Source organism: Saccharomonospora sp., from assembly GCF_027317685.1.
GTDB lineage: Bacteria > Actinomycetota > Actinomycetes > Mycobacteriales > Pseudonocardiaceae > Saccharomonospora.
On the sequence record NZ_DAHVQP010000082.1, the window covers coordinates 1 to 20560 of the forward strand.

At 68.7% G+C, this 20560-nt stretch carries 23 protein-coding genes; 19 read left to right on the forward strand and 4 right to left on the reverse strand.

The window, feature by feature from the left end; genetic code table 11:
* Positions 1–197: 197 nt before the first annotated feature.
* The 17 genes from M7H19_RS09600 (at position 198) to M7H19_RS09680 (ending at position 16757) form a co-directional block, all read left to right on the forward strand.
* On the forward strand, positions 198–1763 hold the full coding sequence (locus tag M7H19_RS09600; RefSeq protein ID WP_298179820.1) for an AMP-binding protein: 1566 nt from the start codon (positions 198–200) through the stop codon (positions 1761–1763).
* Entirely contained in the window at positions 1756–2028 is a 273-nt protein-coding gene (locus M7H19_RS09605) for a glutaredoxin family protein (protein WP_298179823.1), read from the forward strand. The genes M7H19_RS09600 and M7H19_RS09605 overlap by 8 nt, the downstream gene beginning before the upstream one ends.
* A 212-nt stretch (positions 2029–2240) precedes the next feature.
* Positions 2241–3095 carry a redox-sensing transcriptional repressor Rex gene (locus M7H19_RS09610; protein ID WP_298179828.1) on the forward strand — a complete coding sequence of 285 codons (855 nt, stop codon included), beginning with the start codon at positions 2241–2243 and terminating at the stop codon, positions 3093–3095.
* Positions 3095–4426: a glutamyl-tRNA reductase gene (locus M7H19_RS09615; protein WP_298179831.1), complete on the forward strand. Its 1332-nt coding sequence runs from the start codon at positions 3095–3097 to the stop codon at positions 4424–4426. Before M7H19_RS09610 ends, M7H19_RS09615 begins: the two co-directional genes overlap by 1 nt.
* A complete protein-coding gene (gene hemC, locus M7H19_RS09620; protein ID WP_298179834.1) occupies positions 4419–5369 on the forward strand; it encodes a hydroxymethylbilane synthase in 951 nt (316 codons plus the stop codon). The genes M7H19_RS09615 and hemC overlap by 8 nt, the downstream gene beginning before the upstream one ends.
* 68 nt (positions 5370–5437) lie before the next feature.
* A complete protein-coding gene (locus tag M7H19_RS09625; RefSeq protein WP_298179837.1) occupies positions 5438–6976 on the forward strand; it encodes a bifunctional uroporphyrinogen-III C-methyltransferase/uroporphyrinogen-III synthase in 1539 nt (512 codons plus the stop codon).
* A gap of 94 nt (positions 6977–7070) precedes the next feature.
* The gene (gene hemB / locus M7H19_RS09630; RefSeq protein ID WP_298179840.1) at positions 7071–8042 is read left to right on the forward strand and encodes a porphobilinogen synthase; all 972 of its coding nucleotides are present in this window, start codon (positions 7071–7073) and stop codon (positions 8040–8042) included.
* A gap of 9 nt (positions 8043–8051) precedes the next feature.
* The gene (locus M7H19_RS09635; protein WP_298179843.1) at positions 8052–8612 is read left to right on the forward strand and encodes a hypothetical protein; all 561 of its coding nucleotides are present in this window, start codon (positions 8052–8054) and stop codon (positions 8610–8612) included.
* Positions 8613–8686: 74 nt separating this feature from the next.
* A complete protein-coding gene (locus M7H19_RS09640; RefSeq protein ID WP_298179882.1) occupies positions 8687–9079 on the forward strand; it encodes a hypothetical protein in 393 nt (130 codons plus the stop codon).
* A 13-nt stretch (positions 9080–9092) separates the two neighbouring features.
* On the forward strand, positions 9093–9467 hold the full coding sequence (locus M7H19_RS09645) for a hypothetical protein (protein WP_298179845.1): 375 nt from the start codon (positions 9093–9095) through the stop codon (positions 9465–9467).
* Between the two features lie 24 nt (positions 9468–9491).
* Positions 9492–10796, forward strand: a complete 1305-nt coding sequence (gene hemL, locus M7H19_RS09650) for a glutamate-1-semialdehyde 2,1-aminomutase (protein WP_298179849.1) — start codon at positions 9492–9494, stop codon at positions 10794–10796.
* Positions 10793–11431 (forward strand): histidine phosphatase family protein, encoded by a 639-nt coding sequence (locus M7H19_RS09655; protein ID WP_298179851.1) that lies wholly within the window; start codon positions 10793–10795, stop codon positions 11429–11431. Before hemL ends, M7H19_RS09655 begins: the two co-directional genes overlap by 4 nt.
* Positions 11428–12012, forward strand: a complete 585-nt coding sequence (locus M7H19_RS09660) for a TlpA disulfide reductase family protein (RefSeq protein ID WP_298179854.1) — start codon at positions 11428–11430, stop codon at positions 12010–12012. Before M7H19_RS09655 ends, M7H19_RS09660 begins: the two co-directional genes overlap by 4 nt.
* Before the next feature lie 82 nt (positions 12013–12094).
* Entirely contained in the window at positions 12095–12868 is a 774-nt protein-coding gene (locus M7H19_RS09665) for a cytochrome c biogenesis CcdA family protein (RefSeq protein ID WP_298179857.1), read from the forward strand.
* Positions 12865–14505 carry a cytochrome c biogenesis protein ResB gene (locus tag M7H19_RS09670; protein ID WP_298179859.1) on the forward strand — a complete coding sequence of 547 codons (1641 nt, stop codon included), beginning with the start codon at positions 12865–12867 and terminating at the stop codon, positions 14503–14505. The genes M7H19_RS09665 and M7H19_RS09670 overlap by 4 nt, the downstream gene beginning before the upstream one ends.
* Positions 14506–14517: 12 nt before the next feature.
* On the forward strand, positions 14518–15513 hold the full coding sequence (ccsB, locus tag M7H19_RS09675; RefSeq protein WP_298179862.1) for a c-type cytochrome biogenesis protein CcsB: 996 nt from the start codon (positions 14518–14520) through the stop codon (positions 15511–15513).
* 80 nt (positions 15514–15593) lie between these two features.
* Positions 15594–16757, forward strand: coding sequence for a MinD/ParA family protein (locus tag M7H19_RS09680; protein ID WP_298179864.1), 1164 nt, complete (start codon positions 15594–15596; stop codon positions 16755–16757).
* 11 nt (positions 16758–16768) lie between these two features.
* On the opposite strand, the gene M7H19_RS09685 is transcribed toward M7H19_RS09680, so the two are convergent.
* Positions 16769–16972, reverse strand: a complete 204-nt coding sequence (locus M7H19_RS09685) for a hypothetical protein (RefSeq protein ID WP_298179867.1) — start codon at positions 16970–16972, stop codon at positions 16769–16771.
* A gap of 127 nt (positions 16973–17099) precedes the next feature.
* Positions 17100–17309 carry a BldC family transcriptional regulator gene (locus tag M7H19_RS09690; protein WP_298179870.1) on the reverse strand — a complete coding sequence of 70 codons (210 nt, stop codon included), beginning with the start codon at positions 17307–17309 and terminating at the stop codon, positions 17100–17102.
* 155 nt (positions 17310–17464) lie between these two features.
* Here M7H19_RS09690 and M7H19_RS09695 point away from each other — a divergent pair, with 155 nt between their 5' ends.
* Positions 17465–17866, forward strand: a complete 402-nt coding sequence (locus tag M7H19_RS09695) for a DUF4229 domain-containing protein (RefSeq protein WP_298179873.1) — start codon at positions 17465–17467, stop codon at positions 17864–17866.
* Positions 17863–18927, forward strand: a complete 1065-nt coding sequence (locus M7H19_RS09700; protein ID WP_298179875.1) for a PLP-dependent cysteine synthase family protein — start codon at positions 17863–17865, stop codon at positions 18925–18927. The genes M7H19_RS09695 and M7H19_RS09700 overlap by 4 nt, the downstream gene beginning before the upstream one ends.
* Positions 18928–18943: 16 nt before the next feature.
* Here M7H19_RS09700 and M7H19_RS09705 read toward each other — a convergent pair whose 3' ends face one another.
* Together M7H19_RS09705 and M7H19_RS09710 are read right to left on the reverse strand one after the other, a co-directional pair.
* Positions 18944–19819: a 1,4-dihydroxy-2-naphthoate polyprenyltransferase gene (locus M7H19_RS09705; protein WP_298179877.1), complete on the reverse strand. Its 876-nt coding sequence runs from the start codon at positions 19817–19819 to the stop codon at positions 18944–18946.
* Between the two features lie 5 nt (positions 19820–19824).
* On the reverse strand, positions 19825–20560 hold a 736-nt coding region (locus tag M7H19_RS09710), incomplete at its 5' end, for an AMP-binding protein (protein WP_298179879.1).

The following is a 20560-nucleotide window of genomic DNA, read 5'->3' on the forward strand; positions in this document are numbered from 1 at the left end:
TGCTCACGTGTCGCACCTCCTCCGGGCCCTTTCCCGGCTTTGCGTGATCATCGCCACTACGTCGCCCGATGGAGCATACGTGTTGTTACCGCGAAGTAGGTAGTGGTGTGCTGGTTGCGAATCGGAGACATCGCGGTCTCGGGCGCGGGTGTCGGTGGATCAGCGGCGGCACCGTGGGGAAGTGGAAGGGGCAGGTTGTGACAGGTGGGAGCGGCAATGTCGCGGGCCTCGTCGCCGCTGCGGCGCGTACTCGGGCGGACAATCTCGCATTGATCGATACAGCGACCGGCGCCACACTCACCTGGCGTGAAGTGGACCGTGCGGTCACGGCCACCGCGCGCGGACTCCGGGGGGCCGGGGTCGAGCTCGGCGACAGGGTCGCGGTGCGTTTTCCGACGTCCGCGGCGTTCGCCGTGTCGTTCTTCGCCGTGCTGCGTGCGGGTGGCATCGCGGTGCCGCTGAATCCGCACGAACCCGCCTCGGCGTCGCTGCCGTTGCTCGACGACAGCGGTGCCTGGGTGCTGTTGGCAGACAAGCCTTCCGGCGGGTTCTCCGACGCCGATCTCGCGGTGGTCGAGCCCGTGCTCGACGAACGGGGACTCGCGGACACCGACGGGTTCGACGCGAGTGCCCGGGGCGGGGAGGACATCGCCGCGCTGCTGTACACCTCCGGCACCACAGGTCCCGCGCGGGGCGTGATGTTGTCGCACAGGGCCCTGCTCGCCAACGTCGAGCAGCTGCGTTCGGTGACTCCGTCCCCGGCCGAGCCGGGTGACCGCGTGTTCCTCGCGGTGCCGTTCCACCACGTCTACGGACTCGGTCCGGGCCTGCTCACGGTCACTGCCGCGGGGGCCACGGCCGTGCTCGCGCCGCGGTTCGAGGTGCGCAGTGCCCTGTCCGACTGTCTGCATCACCGGGTCACGGTCGTGCTCGGGGTTCCGACCATGTACGTCGAGATGGCGGCGCGACCCGCGGACGAGCTCGGCGAGTGCCTGTCGACCGCGCGGTTGCTGGTGTCGGGTGCGGCGCCGTTGCGGCCGAAGGTGTTGGCCGACGTCCGCGCGGCCACCGGCATGCCGGTGTACGAGGGCTACGGTTTCACCGAGGCGGCGCCGGTGGTGACGTCGACACTGGTCACCGGGTACGCCAAGCCCGGTTCGGTGGGGCGCCCGTTGCCCGGTGTGGAGGTGCGGCTGGTGGACGACGACGGTCGCCCCGGGCCGGCCCCGGTCGACCCGGACGAGCCCGATGACACGTTCGACGATGCCGACGGCACCGGGCTCGTGGCTGTGCGGGGGGCGAACCTGTTCTCCGGCTACTGGCCGGACGGCGCGCACGGTCCCGACGAGGACGGCTGGTTCCGCACCGAGGACATCGGCTATCTCGACGTCGACGGTGACCTGCACCTGGTGGACCGCGCGAGCGACCTGGTGATCGTCAACGGGTTCAACGTCTACCCGCGTGAGGTGGAGGACGTGATCGGGGAGTTGCCGCAGGTGGCCGAGGCCGCGGTGGTCGGGGTGCTGGACCAACGCAGTGGGGAGGCGGTGAAGGCCGTGGTGGTCCCCGCCCCGGGTGTGGGGCTGTCCGAGCAGCAGGTGATCGACCACTGCGCGAACCGTCTCGCCGGGTACAAAGTGCCGCGGATCGTGGAGTTCGCCGACGAGTTGCCGCACTCGACCATGGGCAAGTCCATGGGCAAGTTGCACAGGGCCGGTCTGCGTGGTGGTGACGGCCTGGGCGAGGATGGAGAACATGCCTGAGTCTTCGTCGCAGGACGCCGGACCTGGCGGCCACACCGTTGTCGTGATGACCCGTAGCGGCTGCCCCACGTGCGAGCGCGCCGAGCAGGACGTCGAGCGCATCTGCGGGGAGCTCGGGGTGCGGTGGTCGACCGCCGACGTGGACACCGACCCGGAGTGGCGTGCCGAATACGGTGATCGCGTGCCCGTGATCCTCGTGGACGGTGACGAACACGGTTACTGGTCGGTCGACGAGCAGCGCCTACGTGCGGCGTTGGAAGCTTGATCGAAAAGGCCGGGCCGGGATTCGGTCACCGAGCGGTGAGGTCGCGCCGTTACCACGCGATGTGGCCTGCGTCAACGTGTTCACCAGGGGTTTTGTGCCTACGTTCACAAGTGGCTACCGTGGTCTCATCACCGCGCGGTGCCCGCGTATCGAACACTACTCGTGCCCGCTCGGTCAAGGGTGATTTCTCTATTTGGTGACGGGAGTCCAGCGTGGTGGCACAGCGGGGCCGACGCAATGGGTCCGCACCGGCGGCCAAAAGGGCCCCCGACGTCGACAACGCGCCGACCGATCAGCTGCCGGTCGTGGGGGCCGACGCCGACGGTGGCGGAGGTGCGGCCGGCTCGGCGGGGCAGAACACCGCTCGGGCCGTCCCCGAGGCGACCGTCGCCAGGCTCGCCGTTTACCTGCGGGTGTTGTCCGAGATGGCGGAACAGGGCTCGACCACGGTGTCCAGTGAGGAGCTGTCGGCCGCGGCCGGTGTGAATTCCGCCAAGTTGCGTAAGGACCTGTCGCACCTCGGTTCGTACGGCACCAGGGGTGTCGGTTACGAGGTCGAAGTGCTGATCGGGCAGATCGAACGCACATTGGGGCTGACGCGTAAGCACAAGGTAGCCGTCGTGGGAATCGGTAACCTGGGACATGCGTTGGCGAACTACGGTGGTTTCCCCGGGCGTGGATTCCCTGTCGAGGCCCTGTTCGACGTCGACCCCGATCTGATCGGGGTGCCGGTGGGCGGGATACCGGTGTCGCACCTGGACGACATTCCCGCCGTGTGTGTCGAACGGGACATCTCTATAGGGGTGATCGCGACGCCACCGGCTGCGGCGCAGTCGGTGTGTGACCGGCTCGTGGACGGCGGTGTCCAGAGCATCCTGAACTTCGCTCCTGTGGTGTTGCAGGTGCCCGAACATGTCGAGGTGCGAAAGGTCGACCTGGCTGTGGAGTTACAGATCTTGTCCTTCCACGTGGCCCGCAAGGCGGGCGGCGAGGTGGGTGGCCGGGAGGCCGACGACAGTGTGGAGGACGGCGCGGACGGTAGCGCGAAGGGTGCGGTGATGTCCTGATGAGCGTCTTGGCTATCGGTTTGTCCCACCGCACCGCTGATCTCGCCACGCTGGAGCGGGTCGCCGTGCCCGCCGCCGAGGTGGGCAAGGTTCTGCACGAACTTCAGCAGGCGGACGACGTGTCCGAGGTCATGCTGCTGTCGACGTGCAACCGCATCGAGGTCTACGCCGTCGTCGAGACGTTCCACGGTGGGCTCGCGAGTATCGCCGACGTCCTCGCCCGGCAGGCGGGCATGGAGACGTCGGAGTTGTACGACCACTTCTACGTCCATTACGCGGGGGCCGCGGTGGAGCACGTGTTCTCCGTGGCCGCCGGGTTGGACTCGATGGTCGTCGGTGAGACGCAGATCCTCGGCCAGGTGCGCGCCTCGTACGCGACGGCGCGCGAGATGGGCACCGTCGGCCGCACGCTGCACGAGCTGATCCAGACGACGCTGCGGGTGGGCAAGCGCGTGCACACCGAGACCGGTCTGGACCGCCTCGGCGCGTCGGTGGTGTCCGAGGCGTTGGCCGAGGCCGGGGACCTGGCCGGACGGCGGGCACTCGTCGTCGGCGCGGGTTCGATGGGCGCGTTGGCGGTGTCACAGCTGCGTAAGGGCGGTGTCGCCGAGATCGCCGTCATCAACCGCACGCGTGAGAGGGCCGTCCGGCTGGCCTCCTCGCTCAGTGAGCAGGGCGTGGCCGCGAAGGCCGTGCCGCTGGCCGAGCTGACCGACGAGGTGGCGCGCGCCGACGTCGTGGTCGTCTGCACGGGAGCCAAGACCGCCGTGCTCGGCACCGACCACGTCGCCTCCCGCGCCGATCGGCCCGTGGTGATCTGTGACCTCGGGCTGCCGAGAGACGTCGAACACGAGGTCGGCGCCGTGCCCGGCGTCACGTTGGTGGACCTGGAGACCGTGCGGCGGCGCATGGCCGAGGCCGGTACCGCCACCACGGACAAGCAGCTCGCCAAGGCCTCCGGCATCATCCTCGACGAAGTGCGCGCATACCTGGCGGGCCAGCGCAGTGCCGCTGTCACACCGACCGTGACGGCGTTGCGTAAACGGGCCGCCGAAGTGGTCGACGCCGAGCTGCTCCGCCTCGACAGGCGGCTGCCGGACCTCGACGCCGACGTCCGCGACGAGCTGGGCCGCACGGTGCGGCGCGTCGTGGACAAACTACTGCACGCACCGACCGTGCGGGTCAAGCAACTCGCCGCCGAGAAGTCGGACACCGACTACGCGAACGCCCTGAGGGAACTGTTCGGACTGGATCCGCAGGCGCCCACAGCGGTGTCGAGTCCCTCGGCGGCTCCCAAACACGAACAGATCGACGGTGACCACAGTGACTAGTCCCAGTAGCAGGACCATCCGGATCGGCACGCGTGCCAGCAACCTCGCGATGGCCCAGACCGGCACGATCGGCAAGATATTGGAGGAGGCGGGGCAGAAGGTCGAGCTCGTCCCCATCTCGACGCCGGGTGACCGCTCGTCGGCACCGATCGCCGAGATCGGCGTCGGGGTGTTCACCTCGGCGGTGCGCGAAGCGCTGTTGGCCAAGGAGGTCGACGTCGCCGTGCACTCCTACAAGGACTTGCCCACCGCCCCGGAGCCCGGCATCGTGCTGGCCGCGGTGTCGAAGCGGGAGGACCCGCGGGACGTGCTCATCGCCCGGGACGGGCTCACCCTGAGTGAGTTGCCGACCGGTGCGAAGGTGGGCACCGGGTCGCCGCGCCGGATGACACAGCTCCGGGCGCTCGGACTGGGGCTGGAGGTCGTGCCGATCCGGGGCAACATCGACACCCGGATCAGCAAGGTGACCTCGGGTGAGCTCGACGCCATCGTGGTCGCCAAGGCGGGACTGACCCGAGTGGGCAAGCTCGACCTGGTCACCGAGGTCATCGATCCGATTCAGATTCTGCCCGCACCCGCGCAGGGTGCGTTGGCTGTCGAGACCCGCGTCGACGACGTGGACACCGAACACCTGCTTCGGTCCATTGTGGATGATGAAGCGACACGGGTGGCCGTTGCGGCCGAGCGGGCTGTGCTCGCGACACTGCAAGCCGGCTGCAGCGCACCCGTAGGCGCACTCGCCGAGGTCGTCGAGGATCTGAACAGCGAAGGGGGCGTAGTCGAACGCCTCTCGCTGCGGGGCGTCGCCGCCACCGCCACGGAGGGTGACTCCGTGCAGATCCTCAAGGCGTCGGCGGTCGCCGACAAGCACGAAGCCGACAGGCTCGGCCGCACGGTGGCTTCCGAGCTGCTCGACCTCGGTGCCGGCGCCCTGTCGCGCTGATATCCCGGTAATCGCGAACAAGAACGTTTGGCCGTGACGAACGGCCGACGACGAGGAGAGACGACGTAATGACCCGCGCACGCAAAACCACGGGGCGTGTTGCTTTCGTGGGCTCGGGCCCCGGAGACGCCGGGCTGTTGACGGTCCGTGCCCGGGACCTGCTCGCCAAGGCCGACCTCGTGGTCACCGACCCCGATGTGCCCGCAGGTGTGCTCGCCTACGCAGGCGCCGAGGCCGAGGTCCGTCCCGCCGTCGGCGAGCCCGGTGACGTTGCCAAGGACCTGGCCGCGGAGGCCAAGGCGGGCAGGCTCGTGTTGAGGTTGACCGCCGGTGACCCGCTGACCCAGCAGGCCGTCATCGCCGAGGTGCAGGCGGTTTCCCGCACCAACGCGGTGTTCGACGTGGTTCCCGGTGTGCCCTCGGGCACGGCCACGCCCGCGTACGCGGGTATCGCGCTCGGCGGCGTGCACACCGAGGTGGATCTGCGTGCCGGTGAGGTGGACTGGGCCGGGCTGGCCGCCACGCCCGGCGCGATCGTGTTGCACGCGACGTCGAGCCACCTCGCGGAGGCGGCTTCGGCGCTGGTGGAGCACGGCATGTCCGCCCAGACTCCCGTCGCGGTGACCTCGAACGGCACCATCAACACCCAGCGCACGCTGGACTCCACGCTCGCCTCGCTCGCCACCGACGCGGGTGAGCTCGTCGGTCCGCTGGTGGTGACCATCGGCGAGCCCGTGAGCAACAGGCAGAAGCTGTCGTGGTGGGAGTCGCGCGCGCTGTACGGCTGGAAGGTCCTCGTCCCGCGCACCAAGGAGCAGGCGGGCGACATGGCCGAGCGGATCCTCAGCCACGGCGCGACCCCGCACGAGGTCCCCACGATCTCGGTGGAGCCGCCGCGTAGCCCGGCGCAGATGGAGCGCTCCGTGAAGGGCCTGGTGGACGGCCGTTACCAGTGGCTCGTCTTCACCTCCGCCAACGCCGTGCGCGCGGTGTGGGAGAAGTTCAACGAGTTCGGCCTCGACGCCAGGGCGTTCTCCGGCGTGAAGATCGCCTGCGTGGGTGAGGCGACGGCCGACAAGGTGCGTTCGTTCGGCATCATCCCGGAGCTGGTACCGAAGGGTGAGCAGTCGAGTGAGGGGCTGCTGGAGGAGTTCCCGCCCTACGACGACGTGCTGGACCCGGTGAACCGCGTGCTGCTGCCGAGGGCCGACATCGCCACCGAGATCCTGTCGGCGGGCTTGCAGGAGCGTGGCTGGGAGGTCGACGACGTGACGGCGTACCGCACGGTGCGTGCCGCTCCGCCGCCCGCCGAGACCCGCGAGATGATCAAGACGGGTGGGTTCGACGCGGTGTGCTTCACGTCGTCGTCGACGGTGCGCAACCTGGTGGGTATCGCGGGTAAGCCGCACGCGCGCACGCTCGTGGCCTGCATCGGGCCGAAGACGGCCGAGACGGCCACCGAGTTCGGTCTTCGGGTGGACGTGCGGCCGGAGCAGCCGAACGCCGTGATGCTGGTGGACGCCCTGGCCGAGCACGCCGCCAAGCTGCGCGCCGAGGGCGCTCTGCCGCCGCCGCGCAAGGCCAAGCGCACCCGTCGTTCCTCCTAAAGACACCGAAGAAATCGCGGTCGTTTCGAGAAGGCCGTCCTCACCGCTTGCCGGGCGGTGAGGACGGCCTTTTGCACGTACTAGGCTCGGGAGGGTGTTTCCGGAACATCGTCCTCGTCGGTTGCGCACCACTGCCGCCATGCGGCGGTTGGTGAGTGAGACCACGTTGCGCCCACGTCAGTTGATCCTGCCCCTGTTCGTCGCCGAGGGCGCGCAGGAGCCGCGTCCCATCGGGAGTATGCCCGGGGTCGTCCAACACACTCGGGACACGCTGCGCCGGGCCGCCGCCGAGGCGGTGGAGGCCGGTGTCGGCGGGCTGATGCTGTTCGGCGTTCCCGCCACGCGTGACGCCGTGGGGAGCGCGGCCACCGATGTCGACGGAATCCTCAACGTCGCTCTGCGGGATCTGCGGTCCGATCTCGGTGACGACACGGTGTTGATGGCCGACACCTGTCTCGACGAATTCACCGACCACGGCCACTGTGGCGTGCTCGACGCGTCGGGAACGGTGGACAACGACGCCACGTTGGACCGTTACGCCGAGATGGCGCTGGCCCAGGCCGAGGCCGGGGCGCACATGCTCGGCCCCAGCGGCATGATGGACGGTCAGGTCGGCGTCATCCGCAGGGCACTCGACGACGCCGATTACGCCGAGACCGGGATCCTCGCGTACTCGGCGAAGTACGCCAGCGCCTTCTACGGGCCGTTCCGTGAGGCCGTGGACTCGCAGCTCACCGGCGACCGAAACACCTACCAGCAGGACCCCGGCAACGCCAGGGAGGCGTTGCGGGAGATCGAGCTGGACATCGCGGAGGGTGCGGACGCCGTGATGGTGAAGCCCGCGCTGGCCTACCTCGACATCGTGAAGGCGGCGGCGGAGGCGTCACCGGTACCGGTGGCGGCGTACAACATCTCGGGTGAGTACTCGATGATCGAGGGCGCCGCGGCCAACGGGTGGATCGACCGCGAACGCACGATCCTGGAGGTCCTCACCTCGATCCGCAGGGCCGGTGCCGATCTGATCCTGACGTATTGGGCGGCTGAAGCGGCGGCTTGGCTGGACTAGAGTCGAAGTGTGAGTGATTCAGGCGATTCGGGCGACGCGCCCGAGCCTCGCGAGTCGGACGAGGAGCGGCGGGCGAAGGGGCTACCTCCCGAACCCAGCCCTCCGGGGCGGCATGGCGAGAAGGTGAAGCCACCGACACCGGTGACGGTGTCGTTCGTGCTCTACGTCCTCGCCGGGCTGGTCCTCGCGGTCACGTTCGGCCTCACGTTGACGCAGCAGGAACTCGTCGCCGAGACGTTGATCGACCTCAACACCACCGATGAACTCAGCGAGGACGAGATCCGAACGGGTGTCACGACACTGCTGTGGACGCTGTTCGTCGGTGCTTTGGCGTTGGCGGTGTTGTTCGCGCTGTTTGCGTGGAAGGCCCGGGAGGGGACGCGGTCGGCGCGCACGGTCCTCACCGTGCTGACCGCGGTCATCGTGCTGTTGCAGCTGCTGCTGTTCCCGACCAGTCTGCCGATGTTGATCGCGTCCCTGCTGGCGTTGGTGGGCACGGTACTGCTCTACCTGCCGAGCGTCGCCCACTATTTCCCCGGCCCGAGAGGACCGGAAGGGATGCGGCGCTGAACGACTCGGACAACCACTCGGACGGCGTCGAACACCGCGATCGCTACCACGAGCGGGGCGCGAGTGGTTGGGCGCTGACGTGGGGGCCGCTGTTCGCGCTCGTCGGGTATGTGGGCGAGTCGCTCGCCGGCGGGCGGGTGAACGCGATGCTGTGGCTGTCGGTCGGCGTCGGCCTGTTCGCGCTCACCGCTTTATGGGTGTACGCGCGGCGTCGGTTCCTGTCCGCACGGGTCACCGACACCGAGTTGTGGCAGGGCGGTGAACGGTTGGCGATCGACCGCATCGCCGCGGTGGACGATGTCGAGGCTCCGCCGGGTACCCGTGTTCTCGGCGGTGGCCTGAGTGTGCCGCGGAAGTTCGCCGAGGTGCCGTTGCGGTTGGACGACGACACGGTGGTGCTCGCGTGGGCACGTGACGGCGACGCACTGCGCGAGGCGTTGCGCTCCGTGCTGCGGGACCGGGCATGAGAAACTGCCCGCCGTGACCGACGTCGCCTCTTCCAGCTCTTCCTCCCCGTCTTCGCCGTCTTCGCCGCGGAACTCCCAGGACCGTCTGCACCAGCCGTGGCGCCTGGTGGTGTCGGCCGTGGAGTCGGTGCTCGCGGTGGTGGCGGGCTGGGCGGCCACGTGGTTCTGGGGCGATGCCGTGAGCACGATGACGATCCGCACCGACGACGGCGCCGAGCTGGTGTCGCGCGTGTACGAGGGCGACTGGGTCGGCTTGGCGTTCGCGTGTGTCGCGGTCGCCGCGTTGCTGGTGGTGGACGCGGCGCGACAGGCCGTGCTCGGCGTGCGTACACGGCGGTGGAGAAGGCGACGTTCGTCTCGCCCGGACCGGCCAGCCGATGCGCGATGAGGCGTCTTTGGGAGACTGGCAGATGTGAGTGGAGCAGTCGAGCAGTCCAAGTCCTGGTTCGAGCGGGCTACAGCCGCCACTCCGGGCGGAGTGAACTCGCCGGTGCGGGCGTTTGCGGCGGTGGGTGGTACCCCACGGTTCATGGTGCGCGGCGAGGGCGCCTACCTGTGGGACGCCGACGGCAACCGCTACGTCGACCTGGTGTCCTCGTGGGGGCCGATGATCCTGGGCCACGCGCACCCCGAGGTGGTGAACGCCACGCGCGAGGCCGCGTTGTCGGGATTGTCGTTCGGTACTCCGACCACCGGTGAGGTCGAACTCGCCGAGGAGATCATCCGGCGGGTGGAACCCGTGGAGCGGGTGCGGCTGGTGAACTCCGGCACGGAGGCCACGATGAGCGCCATCCGGCTGGCCCGCGGCTTCACCGGTCGCAGCAAGATCATCAAGTTCGCCGGCTGCTACCACGGACACGTGGACGCGCTCCTGGCGCAGGCGGGTTCCGGTGTGGCCACGTTGGGCCTGCCGACGTCCCCCGGTGTCACGGGTGCCCAGGCCGCCGACACGCTGGTGCTGCCGTACAACGACGTCGAGGCCGTGCGCGCCGCGTTCGCCGAGAACCCCGACTCGATCGCGGCGGTGATCACCGAAGCGGCGCCGGGCAACATGGGTGCCGTCGCGCCGCGTGAGGGATTCAACGCCGCCCTGCGTGACATCGCGCACGAGCACGGCGCTCTGCTGATCATGGACGAGGTCATGACCGGCTTCCGTGTCTCGGCCGCGGGCTGGTACGGCCGTGAAGGCGTGGCCGGTGACCTCTACACCTTCGGCAAGGTGATGTCCGGTGGGCTGCCCGCCGCCGCGTTCGGAGGCCGGGCCGACGTGATGGCGCGGCTGGCCCCGTCCGGGCCGGTGTACCAGGCGGGCACGCTGTCCGGGAACCCCGTCGCCGTGGCCGCCGGACTGACCACGTTGCGACTGGCCGACGACGCCGTCTACCGGGCCCTCGACGCCAACGCCGAGCGGCTCGGCGGGCTGCTCAGCCAGGCGTTGGCCGCCGCGGGGGTCGAGCACACGGTGTCGTACGCCGGCAACCTGCTCAGCGTGTACTTCACCGACCGGCCCGTGCACGACTACGCCGCTGCCGCCGCGTCGGAGACCTGGCGTTTCAAGCCGTTCTTCCACGCGCTGCTGGAGGCCGGTGTGTACCCGCCGCCGAGCGCGTTTGAGGCTTGGTTCGTCAACGCCGCGATGGACGAGGCCGCGTTCGAGATCATCGAGGCCGCGTTGCCGAAGGCCGCGCAGGCCGCAGCGTCGGCGGAGCGGCCATGACCTGCGGGACACGCACGATCGTCCACCTACTGCGCCACGGTGAGGTGTACAACCCGGACGGTTTGCTCTACGGACGGCTTCCCGGCTACCGGTTGTCCGAGCGCGGACGACGGCAGGCGGAACTCGTGGCGGAGGCTTTGTCGTCACACGCGGTGGTGCACGTCGTCGCCTCACCGTTGGAGCGGGCGCAGGAGACGGCCGCTCCCGTCGCGGCGGCGCACCGGCTCGACGTGGCCACCGACGAGCGCCTCATCGAGGCGGACAACCTCTTCGAAGGGTTGAAGGTCAGCGTGGGCGACGGTGCGCTGCGTCGGCCGGAACACTGGCCGAAGCTGCGCAACCCTGCACGTCCGTCGTGGGGGGAGCCGTATCTGGAGATCGCCCACCGGATGTTGGGTGCCGTGCACGCCGCCAGGAACGCGGCCGAGGGACGAGAGGCGCTGTGCGTGTCGCACCAGTTGCCCATCTGGACCCTGCGCCGCTACCTGGAGGGTAAGCGGCTGTGGCACGATCCGAGACGGCGGCAGTGCTCGCTGGCGTCGCTCACCAGCCTCGTCTTCGTCGACGAGCAGCTGGTCGACATCGTCTACAGCGAGCCGGCCGGCAGTACCGATCCGACGGTGACTGGCGCATGACGAACAGGTGGAGAAAGACGCTCGCCGCGGTGTTCGCGGCGGTGACCGTGGCAGTGACCGGATGCTCCGCCGGCGGCGGGGACGACTTCAGTTTCGTCTCGCCCGACGGGCAGGTGGACATCTACTACGAGGGCGAACAGCGGCAGAAACTGCCCGAACTGGCCGGCGAGGACCTGTTCGACCCGGACAAACGCATCGCCGCCTCCGACTTCGAGGGCCAGGTCCTGGTCATCAATCTCTGGGGCCAGTGGTGCGGCCCGTGCCGCGCCGAGGCGCCGGAGCTGCAGAAGCTGTACGAGGAGACCAAGGACGACGGCGTGGCGGTGCTCGGTATCGACGTGCGCGAGCACGATCGGTCCGCGCCACAGGACTTCGTCCGGGACCGGGGCCTGACATATCCGTCGATCTACGATCCCTCGGGCCGGTCGCTGGTCAACCTGTCCGGCTATCCGCGTACCGCTGTGCCGTCCACCATCGTGGTGGACCGCCAGGGCCGGGTCGCGGCCGTTTTCCTGCGGGCACTGCTCGCCTCGGATCTGCGGCCCTTGGTCGACCGGTTGGTGGCGGAGGAGGCGGCCTGATCCAGGGCATTCCGGTCATCCAGCTCACTCGCCTGCCAGGCCGGTGGGCTTCACGCGAACCGTATTCCCTACGCTGAACGCCGTGAATGCGGTATCCGAGCTGGCGGCCTCCGGGCCGCTGCTGCTCGCCGTCGGGCTATCGCTGCTCGCGGGTGCGATCTCGTTCGCCTCCCCGTGTGTGGTGCCACTGGTTCCCGGTTACCTCGCCTACCTCGCAGCGCTGGTCGGTGCCGACGCCCCCGCGGTGAGCCCGGACGAGGGCCGCAAGAAGGGGCGGCTCGCGGTCGTCGGCGCGGCCGGGCTGTTCGTGCTCGGGTTCACCGTGGTGTTCACGGCCAGCGTCGGCGGCCTGGTGTGGCTGGCCGACGTCCTGTACGTCAACGAGGAACTCCTGCAACGCATCGGCGGAGTGATCGTCATCGCGATGGCGTTCGTTTTCCTCGGCTTCATTCCCGTGCTGCAGAAGGACGTTCGCCTCCACCACGTGCCCCGGGCCGGGTTGTGGGGCGCGCCGGTGCTCGGTGCCGTGTTCGGCCTGGGTTGGGCTCCGTGTATCGGTCCGACGCTGTCCGGGGTGTTGGCGATCGCCGCGGCCAGCGGTGGCACGGGGGCGCGGGGAGTCTTTCTGGTGCTGATGTACTGCCTCGGCCTGGGCTTGCCGTTCCTGCTCATCGCGGCGGGAGCCCGTTGGGCGGTCGGGGCGGCGACGTGGCTGCGCCGTAACAGTCGCCGGGTGCAGATCTTCGGCGGAGTGTTGCTGCTCGTCGTGGGCGTGCTGTTGGTGACTGGACTGTGGACGGACCTGATGGCGTGGATGCGGAACTCCGTCATCTCGGACATGAGGTTGCCGCTATGAGTGACCGACAGACCGTGACCGACGACGCGCCGCAGGAGGCACGGCCGGCTTACCGGCAGACACCGACACGGCGTGCGCTGGCGTTCCTGCGCAACACGTGGCGCAAGCTGACGTCCATGCGCACCGCACTGGTGCTGCTGTTCCTGCTCGCGTTGGCCGCGCTGCCCGGAGCGCTGCTGCCGCAGTGGGACCTCAACGCCCAGCAGACCGAGGAGTACATCGCCGAGAACGGTTGGTGGGGACGGCTGCTCGACCGCCTGCAGTTCTTCGACGTCTACAGCAGTGTCTGGTTCTCGGCGATCTACCTGCTGCTGATGGTGTCGTTGGTCGGGTGCCTGGTGCCCAGGACGGGGGACTACATCCGGGCCATGCGGTCGGGCCCGGTGCTCACCCCCAAGAACCTGGCCCGGCTACCGCACCACACCCGGGCCGAGGTCGACGACGACCCCGATGCGGTCATCGCGTCGGTGCGGCGCAGGCTGCGCGGTTGGCGCGTCACCGAACGCACCGAGGCCGGCGGGGCGCGCACGATCAGCGCCGAACGCGGCTACCTGCGTGAGACCGGCAACCTGGTGTTCCACTTCGGCATCCTGGGCATCATCGTCGCTTTCGCCATCGGCGCGATGTACTCCTACGAGGGCCAGGTCATCGTGCACGCCGACGGTCAGGAATTCTGCAACTCCGGGATCTTCGCCTACGACTCGTTCAACCCCGGCCTGCAGGTGGACGGTACGGAGCTGAACCCGTTCTGTGTGCGCGTCGACGACTTCGAGCCCACCTACACCGACGCGGGACAGCCGGTGAACTACGCGGCCGATATCCGGTACCAGTCGGGCGAGGACCTGGCTTCGGGCACGTGGCGCGACTACCGCCTGGAGGTCAACGCTCCGCTGCGCACGGCGGGCGACCGTGTGTACCTGCTGGGCCACGGCTACGCGCCGACGTTCACGGTGACCTGGCCCAACGGCGAGTCACGGACACAGACCATCCAGTGGCGGCCCACCGACCTGAACACGATGCTGTCGCAGGGCGCAACGAAGTTCGACCCGCCCGGCGTCACCGACTCCAGGACCCGGCGCGAGAACCAGCTCGCGGTCACGGGCCTGTTCGCGCCGACGGCGGCGTTCCACGGCAACATCCTCACGTCGTCGTTCCCCGACCTCACCGAGCCCGCGGTCGCCGTGGACATCATGCGCGGGGAACTCGGCATCGACGCCGGACGCTCGCAGTCGATTTTCGAGATCGATCAGTCGATGGTGGACAGCGGGCGCCTGGAGCGGGTGGCGCGGGAGAACCTGGAGATCGGTGAGAGCATCACTCTCGACGACGGCACGCAGATCAGTTTCGACGGCGTGCGCCGGTGGGTGTCGTTGCAGGTGTCGCACGACCCGACGCAGGGCTGGATGCTGGGCTTCGCCATCGCGATGTTCGTGGGGCTCGGGGCTTCGCTTTCGGTGAAGCGGCGCCGGTTCTGGGCCAGAGTGACTCCGCTCGCCGACAGTACCGGCGGCGGCACCAGCGATGTCCGACGCGCAGTAGTAGAGTTGGGCGGGCTCGCCCGTACCGATCAGGCCGGCTACGGCGAGGAGTTCACAGCCATCTCGCGGGACCTCCTCGGCCGCACGCCACAGGACTAGAAAGGCACGCAGATGCCGGTGAACGAGACGCTGTCCCAGTACAGCGACTGGTCGTACACCACGTCGGTCGTGGTGTACCTGCTGGCGATGATCTTCTTCCTCGTAGAGCAGTCCTTCGGCAAACACGGCAAGCGAGTCGCCGAACGTACGCGTGAGCGTCAGCTCGTCGGCGCGGGAGCCGGATCCGGTTCCGATGTCGGGACGGTCGAGGTCGCCAAGGACGTGCCGCCGTCGACTGGTCGAGCGCCGAGGACCCGGACGGAACGCCTCGGCAGGATGGGCGTTGCGCTGACCATCCTCGCCGCGGCACTGCATCTGGCGGCGCTCGTGCTGCGAGGGCTCGCGACGAGCCGCGTGCCCTGGGGCAACATGTACGAGTACATCGCGGCGATCACGTTCATCGGCGTGGTCACCTGGCTCGTGCTGTTGCGGAAGTACCCGCTGCGCCACCTCTCGGCGTTCGTGCTGCTGCCCGTGGTCATCCTGATGTTCGTCGGCGGCACCATGCTCTACGCCGTGGCGGCCCCGCTGCAGCCCGCACTGCAGTCCTACTGGCTGGTGATCCACGTCGCCGCAGCGGCGGCGTCCTCGGGAGTGTTCCTCATCCCCGGTGCGGCCAGCATCCTGTACCTCATCCGCTCGGCCCACGACCGGGATCCGGTGAAGTTCGGCCGGTTCGGACCGAAACTGCCGTCGGCCGACATCCTCGACAAGGTCGCCTACCGGACGACCGTGTTCGCCTTCCCGGTGTTCACCTTCGGAATCCTGTGCGGCGCCGTGTGGGCGGAAGCGGCGTGGGGCCGGTTCTGGGGATGGGACCCCAAGGAGACCGTGGCCTTCGTGTCCTGGGTGATCTACGCCGCGTACCTGCACTCCCGCGCCACGGCGGGCTGGCGGGGCACCCGCGCCGCTGTCATCAACATCGTCGGATTCGCGGCGACGGTGTTCAACCTGTTCTTCGTGAACCTCGTGTCGGCCGGTCTTCACTCGTATGCCGGAGTAAGCTGACGCCCATGTCCGGCTGCGACTACCGTCACCCGTGTGAGGCGTGAGGGGGACGCTCGGCAATCCATCGGAGGACTGAGGCGGTGACCGGACCCAACGGAGTCGGCGGGCGAGATCATCCTCTCTATTCCGAGGCGAGTACGGACTCGACGCCCTATCCCTCGCCGACGGCCCGGTGGCAGCAGGGAAATCCGGAGCCGTGGCAGGGTCGGCAGGGCGCTGGGCCACCCGCGGGGCCCGCGCAGCACCCGCAGTACGGGGCGCAGGGGCATCCGCCGTCGTCTCGGCCGCAGTACCCGGGCTATGCGTACCCACTCGGGGACGCGGGCCTCGACGACACCTCCCGTTTCGTGCGTAAGCCGAAGCGGGAGCCCAAGTCGGGTTGGCGCAGGGCCGTGTACGTGGCGAGCGGAAAACTCGTCAACCTCGGAGAGAGCCCGGCCGACCGCAGACGCAGGGAACTGGTCTCGCGGGTGAACCAACCCCTGCGCGGCTGCTATCGCATCGCGATGTTGAGTCTGAAAGGCGGCGTCGGCAAGACCACCATCACGACCACGCTCGGCTCCACGTTCGCGTCGCTGCGCGGAGACCGGGTGGTCGCCGTCGACGCCAACCCCGACGCGGGCACGCTGGCGCAGAAGATCCCCATCGAGACCACCGCGACGGTGCGGCACCTGCTCCGCGATGCCGACAGCATCACCCGCTACAGCGACGTGCGGACCTACACATCACAGGGACCGAGCAGGCTGGAGATCCTGGCTAGCGACTCAGACCCCGCCGTGTCGGAGGCGTTCTCCGAGCATGACTACCTGCGCGTGGTGTCGGTGCTGGAGCACTTCTACAACATCGTGCTCACCGACTGCGGCACCGGATTGATGCATTCCGCGATGAAGGGCGTGCTCGACTCCGCCGACATGCTCGTGGTGGTGTCGTCGGGGTCGCTGGACGGCGCGCGTAGCGCGTCGGCGACTTTGGACTGGCTCGACGCACACGGATATGGCGATCTCGTGACACAGTCGGTGGTCGTCATCAACTCGGTGTGGCCGAAGGCGGGGTCGGTGGATCTGGACAAACTCTCGGCGCACTTCGCCGCCAGGGTTCGTGCGGTGGCCCGCATCCCGTTCGACCCTCACCTGGAGGAGGGAGCGGAGATCGAGTTGGACCGGTTGGCCGATGGAACCAGATTGGCGTTGTTGGAGCTCGCCGCGACGATCGCCGACGGCTTCGGCGGGCATCCCCTACGCTGATCAGCCGAAGGCTAGTTCTTCCCGTCCTCGTCCGTGTTCTGCTGCTTGCGCTGCTGTTCGCTGAGGCGACGCAGGAACTCGGGGTCGTCGTCCGGTGCCACGGGAGCTTGGCGGGGAGCTTGGCGCGATGACACTCCGACGCGGTCAGCGCCGAGGGCACGCCACAGCAGGAAGGCAATGGTGGCGGCGCCGATCGCCGCGAGCAGGTAGATCATGCTCGCTCCTTTCGGGGTGTCACGCGTACTACCACACTACAGTCTTCGAGATTACCCCTTTTACCCGTTGCGCTGTCCGGGGTGTCCTTCGCAACGAGAGGCGAAAGACACCCCGGTGGCGCCTTTTTCAGCTCCGAGGGCGTTCGCTCGCGTTGGTCGTCAGCTCGGCGAGGAGCTGGTTGACCTCGGATTCACGGAATCGGCGATGGCCCCCAGGCGTGCGAATCGAGCCGATCCGACCGGCGGTGGCCCAGCGGGTCACCGTCTTGGGGTCGACTCGAAACAGTGCGGCGACTTCACCCGGCGTCAGTAGCCGGCCTCCAGTGCTCGCGGTCACTCTTCGCCTCCTTCACTCACTCGGAGGTCACAATCGTGTCACTCTACCCGTCGAGTACTCGAACGGTTGTCAATGAGTAAAGAGGTAGTAAGGGACAAACGCGCTGTTTCGGGCGGCGCGCGGGTGGTGCGGCGCACGGCGTAGCCTCGTAGAGCGTGAGCGAACGCCGATCCGACACGCTGCTCCGCGACCTCCTGCTGTACGTGCTGGCCAGATTCGCCCTGGTCGCGGTGATCGTCGCCGTTCTCGTGCTGTTCCGGGTGCCGCTGCTCGTCGCGCTGATCATGGGCCTGGTGGTGGGTCTGCCGCTCGGTCTGTTGCTGTTCCGTTCACTCAACGACCGAGTGACGGCCGGACTCGCGGCGCGGAACGAGCACCGTGCCAGGGAGCGGGCCAGGCTGCGAGCCCAGTTGCGTGGTGAGGAACTCGACATCGGCGACGAGTCCGGTAAGACTGACACCCCGCCGGACTCACCGACGTCCAAGGACGGGTCCGGAGCGGAAGACACGAACGACACGGACGACACGGGCAGGACGGACAAGGCGGGGGACGAGTGAACGACGCGTGGGTGCGGGATTCCATCCGCATCATCGAGGCCGATGCCAACCGCAGTGCCGACACCCACCTGCACGTCTTCCCGCTGCCTCCCGAGTGGGGAATCGACCTGTACCTGAAGGACGAGTCCGTGCATCCCACGGGCTCGCTCAAACACCGGCTGGCCCGGTCTTTGTTGCTGTACGGCCTGGTGAACGGGCAGATCGGTCCGGACACGGTGCTCGTGGAGGCGTCGAGCGGGTCCACGGCGGTGTCGGAGGCGTATTTCGCCCGCATGCTCGGGCTGGAGTTCGTCACCGTCGTGCCGCGCAACACCAGTCAGGAGAAGATCGACCTCATCGAGTTCTACGGTGGTAGATGCCACTTCGTCGATCGGCCACCGGACATGTACACGGAGGCCGAGCGCCTCGCCGCCGAGTGCAACGGCCACTACCTCGACCAGTTCACCTACGCCGAGCGGGCCACCGACTGGCGCGGCAACAACAACATCGCCGAGTCGGTGTTCACGCAGTTGCGGTCGGAGCGGCACCCGGTGCCGACGTGGATCGTGGTGGGCGCGGGCACGGGAGGTACGAGCGCGACCTTCGGCCGGTACGTGCGTTACCGCAGGCACGACACCCGGATCGCGGTGGTCGATCCGGAGAACTCCGCGTTCTACGGCGCGTGGCGGACGGGTGCGTCGGATTACCAGACGGGCATGCCGTCGCGTATCGAAGGCATCGGGCGGCCGAGGATGGAACCGTCGTTCATCCCCGCGGTGATCGACGAGATGATCCAGGTGCCCGACGCCGCTTCTTTGGCGGCGATCCGGTTCCTGCGGGAACGTACGGGCCACTGGGCGGGCGGTTCGACGGGCACGAACCTCTACGGCGCCTTCACTCTCATCTCGCGGATGTTGGCCAGCGGTGAGCGCGGCAGTGTGGTGACACTGCTGTGCGACGGCGGCGAGCGCTACGCCGGCACGTACTACAACGACGCCTGGCTCGCCGAGAACGGCTTGGACATCGAGCCGCACCTGAAAGCGTTCGAGCGCTTCCTGGACACGGGCGTGTTCCCGGGCTGATTCCAGGCGGGCCGGGTCAACCCGCGAAAGCCAGCGCCGCTCCGGTGAGTACCGCCCACGCGAGCATGGCCAAGCCGGTGTCCCGCAGCACGGGGATGAGTTGCAGGCCGGTGCTACCCGCCGTGACGGTCTTCACCGGCGTGATGAGCGGCGCCGCCGTCAGCAGCCCCACCAGTGTCACGGGGTGCGCGAACGCCAGCGCCACCGTGACGAGGAACGGCACCGTGACGAGCACGAGGTAGAACCGCCGTGTGCCCGGGTCGCCCAACCGCACGGCCAGCGTGATCTTGCCCGCTTCCCGGTCGGTGGGGATGTCCCGCAGGTTGTTGGCCACCAGCACCGCCATCGAGAGGCTCCCCACGGCCACCGCGCAGCCCAGGGCCTCCCAACTCACCCGCCCGGCTTGTACGTACACGGTGCCGAGCACGGCCGCGAGTCCGAAGAACACGAACACGGCGACTTCGCCGAACCCCGCATAGCCGTACGGGCGCGACCCGCCGGTGTAGAACCAGGCGCCCGCGATGCACAAAGCGCCGAGCAGGAGCAGCCACCACTGGCCGGACGCCACTACGAGTATCAGGCCGAACAGGCCCGCCAAGCCGAACAGGCTCCACGCGACGCCCAGCACGGTCTTGGCGGACGCGGCACCGGAGCCGACCAGGCGCAACGGGCCCACCCGCTCGTTGTCGGTGCCCTTGACGCCGTCGGAGTAGTCGTTGGCGTAGTTCACGCCGATGATCAGAGCCATCGCCACCAGCAGCGCCAGCAGTGAGCGCCACCACGACACGGCGTCCAGCTGTGCTGCGGCACCCACGCCGACCAGTACGGGGGCGATGGCGTTGGGCAGCGTGCGTGGCCGTGCCCCTTCGATCCACTCCGCGACGGTAGCCATGTCGTTCATTTTTCGGTATCGCGGCCGGAGTGATCGACGTGGTCGTGCAGAAGGCGGCGTACGGCACTCCGATCCACCTTGCCGGGGCCGATCAACGGCAGCTCGTCGACCACCCGCACCAGCTTGGGGGAGGCGACGGAACCGAGGTCGGCCCTCACCGCGTCGCGCAGCCGGTCCTCGGACGGCGAGCGAGTGGACTTCGTGAGCACGACGGCGGCGGCCACGATCTGCCCCCATTCCGGGTCGGGCAGGCCGACCACGCACGCCGCTTCCACGCCGTCCTGCCGGGTCAGCGCGTCCTCCACGTGGCACGCGGGCACCTTCACCCCACCGGTGTTGATCATGTCGTCGATCCGGCCGAGAACCGTCAACTCGCCTTCGGTGGACAGTCGGCCGACGTCGCTGGTGCGGAACCAGCCGTCGACGAACGAAGCCGCCGTCTGTTCCGGGTCGAGGCGGTAACCGTGGGCGAGCACGGCGCCGGACACCTCGATGCGGTCCTTGTCGCCCAGCCTGATGCGAACCCCGTCGAGTGGGACCCCGTCGTACACGCAACCGCTTGCGGTCTCGCTCATGCCGTAGGAGGGGACCACCGAAACGCCCGCGCGTTCGGCCCTGCGCCGCAGTTCGTCCGGTAGGGCCGCGCCGCCGAGGACGATCGCGTCGAACCCCTCGGCCCCCGCGCCGCCCGCGTCGAGCAACCGCGCCAACTGGGTCGGTACCAGCGCCGTGTAGTGCGGG

Bases quoted from the DNA above. Each gene is read 5' to 3' on its own strand.
- M7H19_RS09605 (WP_298179823.1), top strand. From the start codon at position 1,756: ATGCCTGAGTCTTCGTCGCAGGACGCCGGACCTGGCGGCCACACCGTT.
- M7H19_RS09615 (WP_298179831.1), top strand. From the start codon at position 3,095: ATGAGCGTCTTGGCTATCGGTTTGTCCCACCGCACCGCTGATCTCGCC.
- M7H19_RS09625 (WP_298179837.1), top strand. From the start codon at position 5,438: ATGACCCGCGCACGCAAAACCACGGGGCGTGTTGCTTTCGTGGGCTCG.
- M7H19_RS09655 (WP_298179851.1), top strand. From the start codon at position 10,793: ATGACCTGCGGGACACGCACGATCGTCCACCTACTGCGCCACGGTGAG.
- M7H19_RS09660 (WP_298179854.1), top strand. From the start codon at position 11,428: ATGACGAACAGGTGGAGAAAGACGCTCGCCGCGGTGTTCGCGGCGGTG.
- M7H19_RS09670 (WP_298179859.1), top strand. From the start codon at position 12,865: ATGAGTGACCGACAGACCGTGACCGACGACGCGCCGCAGGAGGCACGG.
- ccsB (WP_298179862.1), top strand. From the start codon at position 14,518: ATGCCGGTGAACGAGACGCTGTCCCAGTACAGCGACTGGTCGTACACC.
- M7H19_RS09685 (WP_298179867.1), bottom strand. From the start codon at position 16,972: ATGATCTACCTGCTCGCGGCGATCGGCGCCGCCACCATTGCCTTCCTG.
- M7H19_RS09705 (WP_298179877.1), bottom strand. From the start codon at position 19,819: ATGGCTACCGTCGCGGAGTGGATCGAAGGGGCACGGCCACGCACGCTG.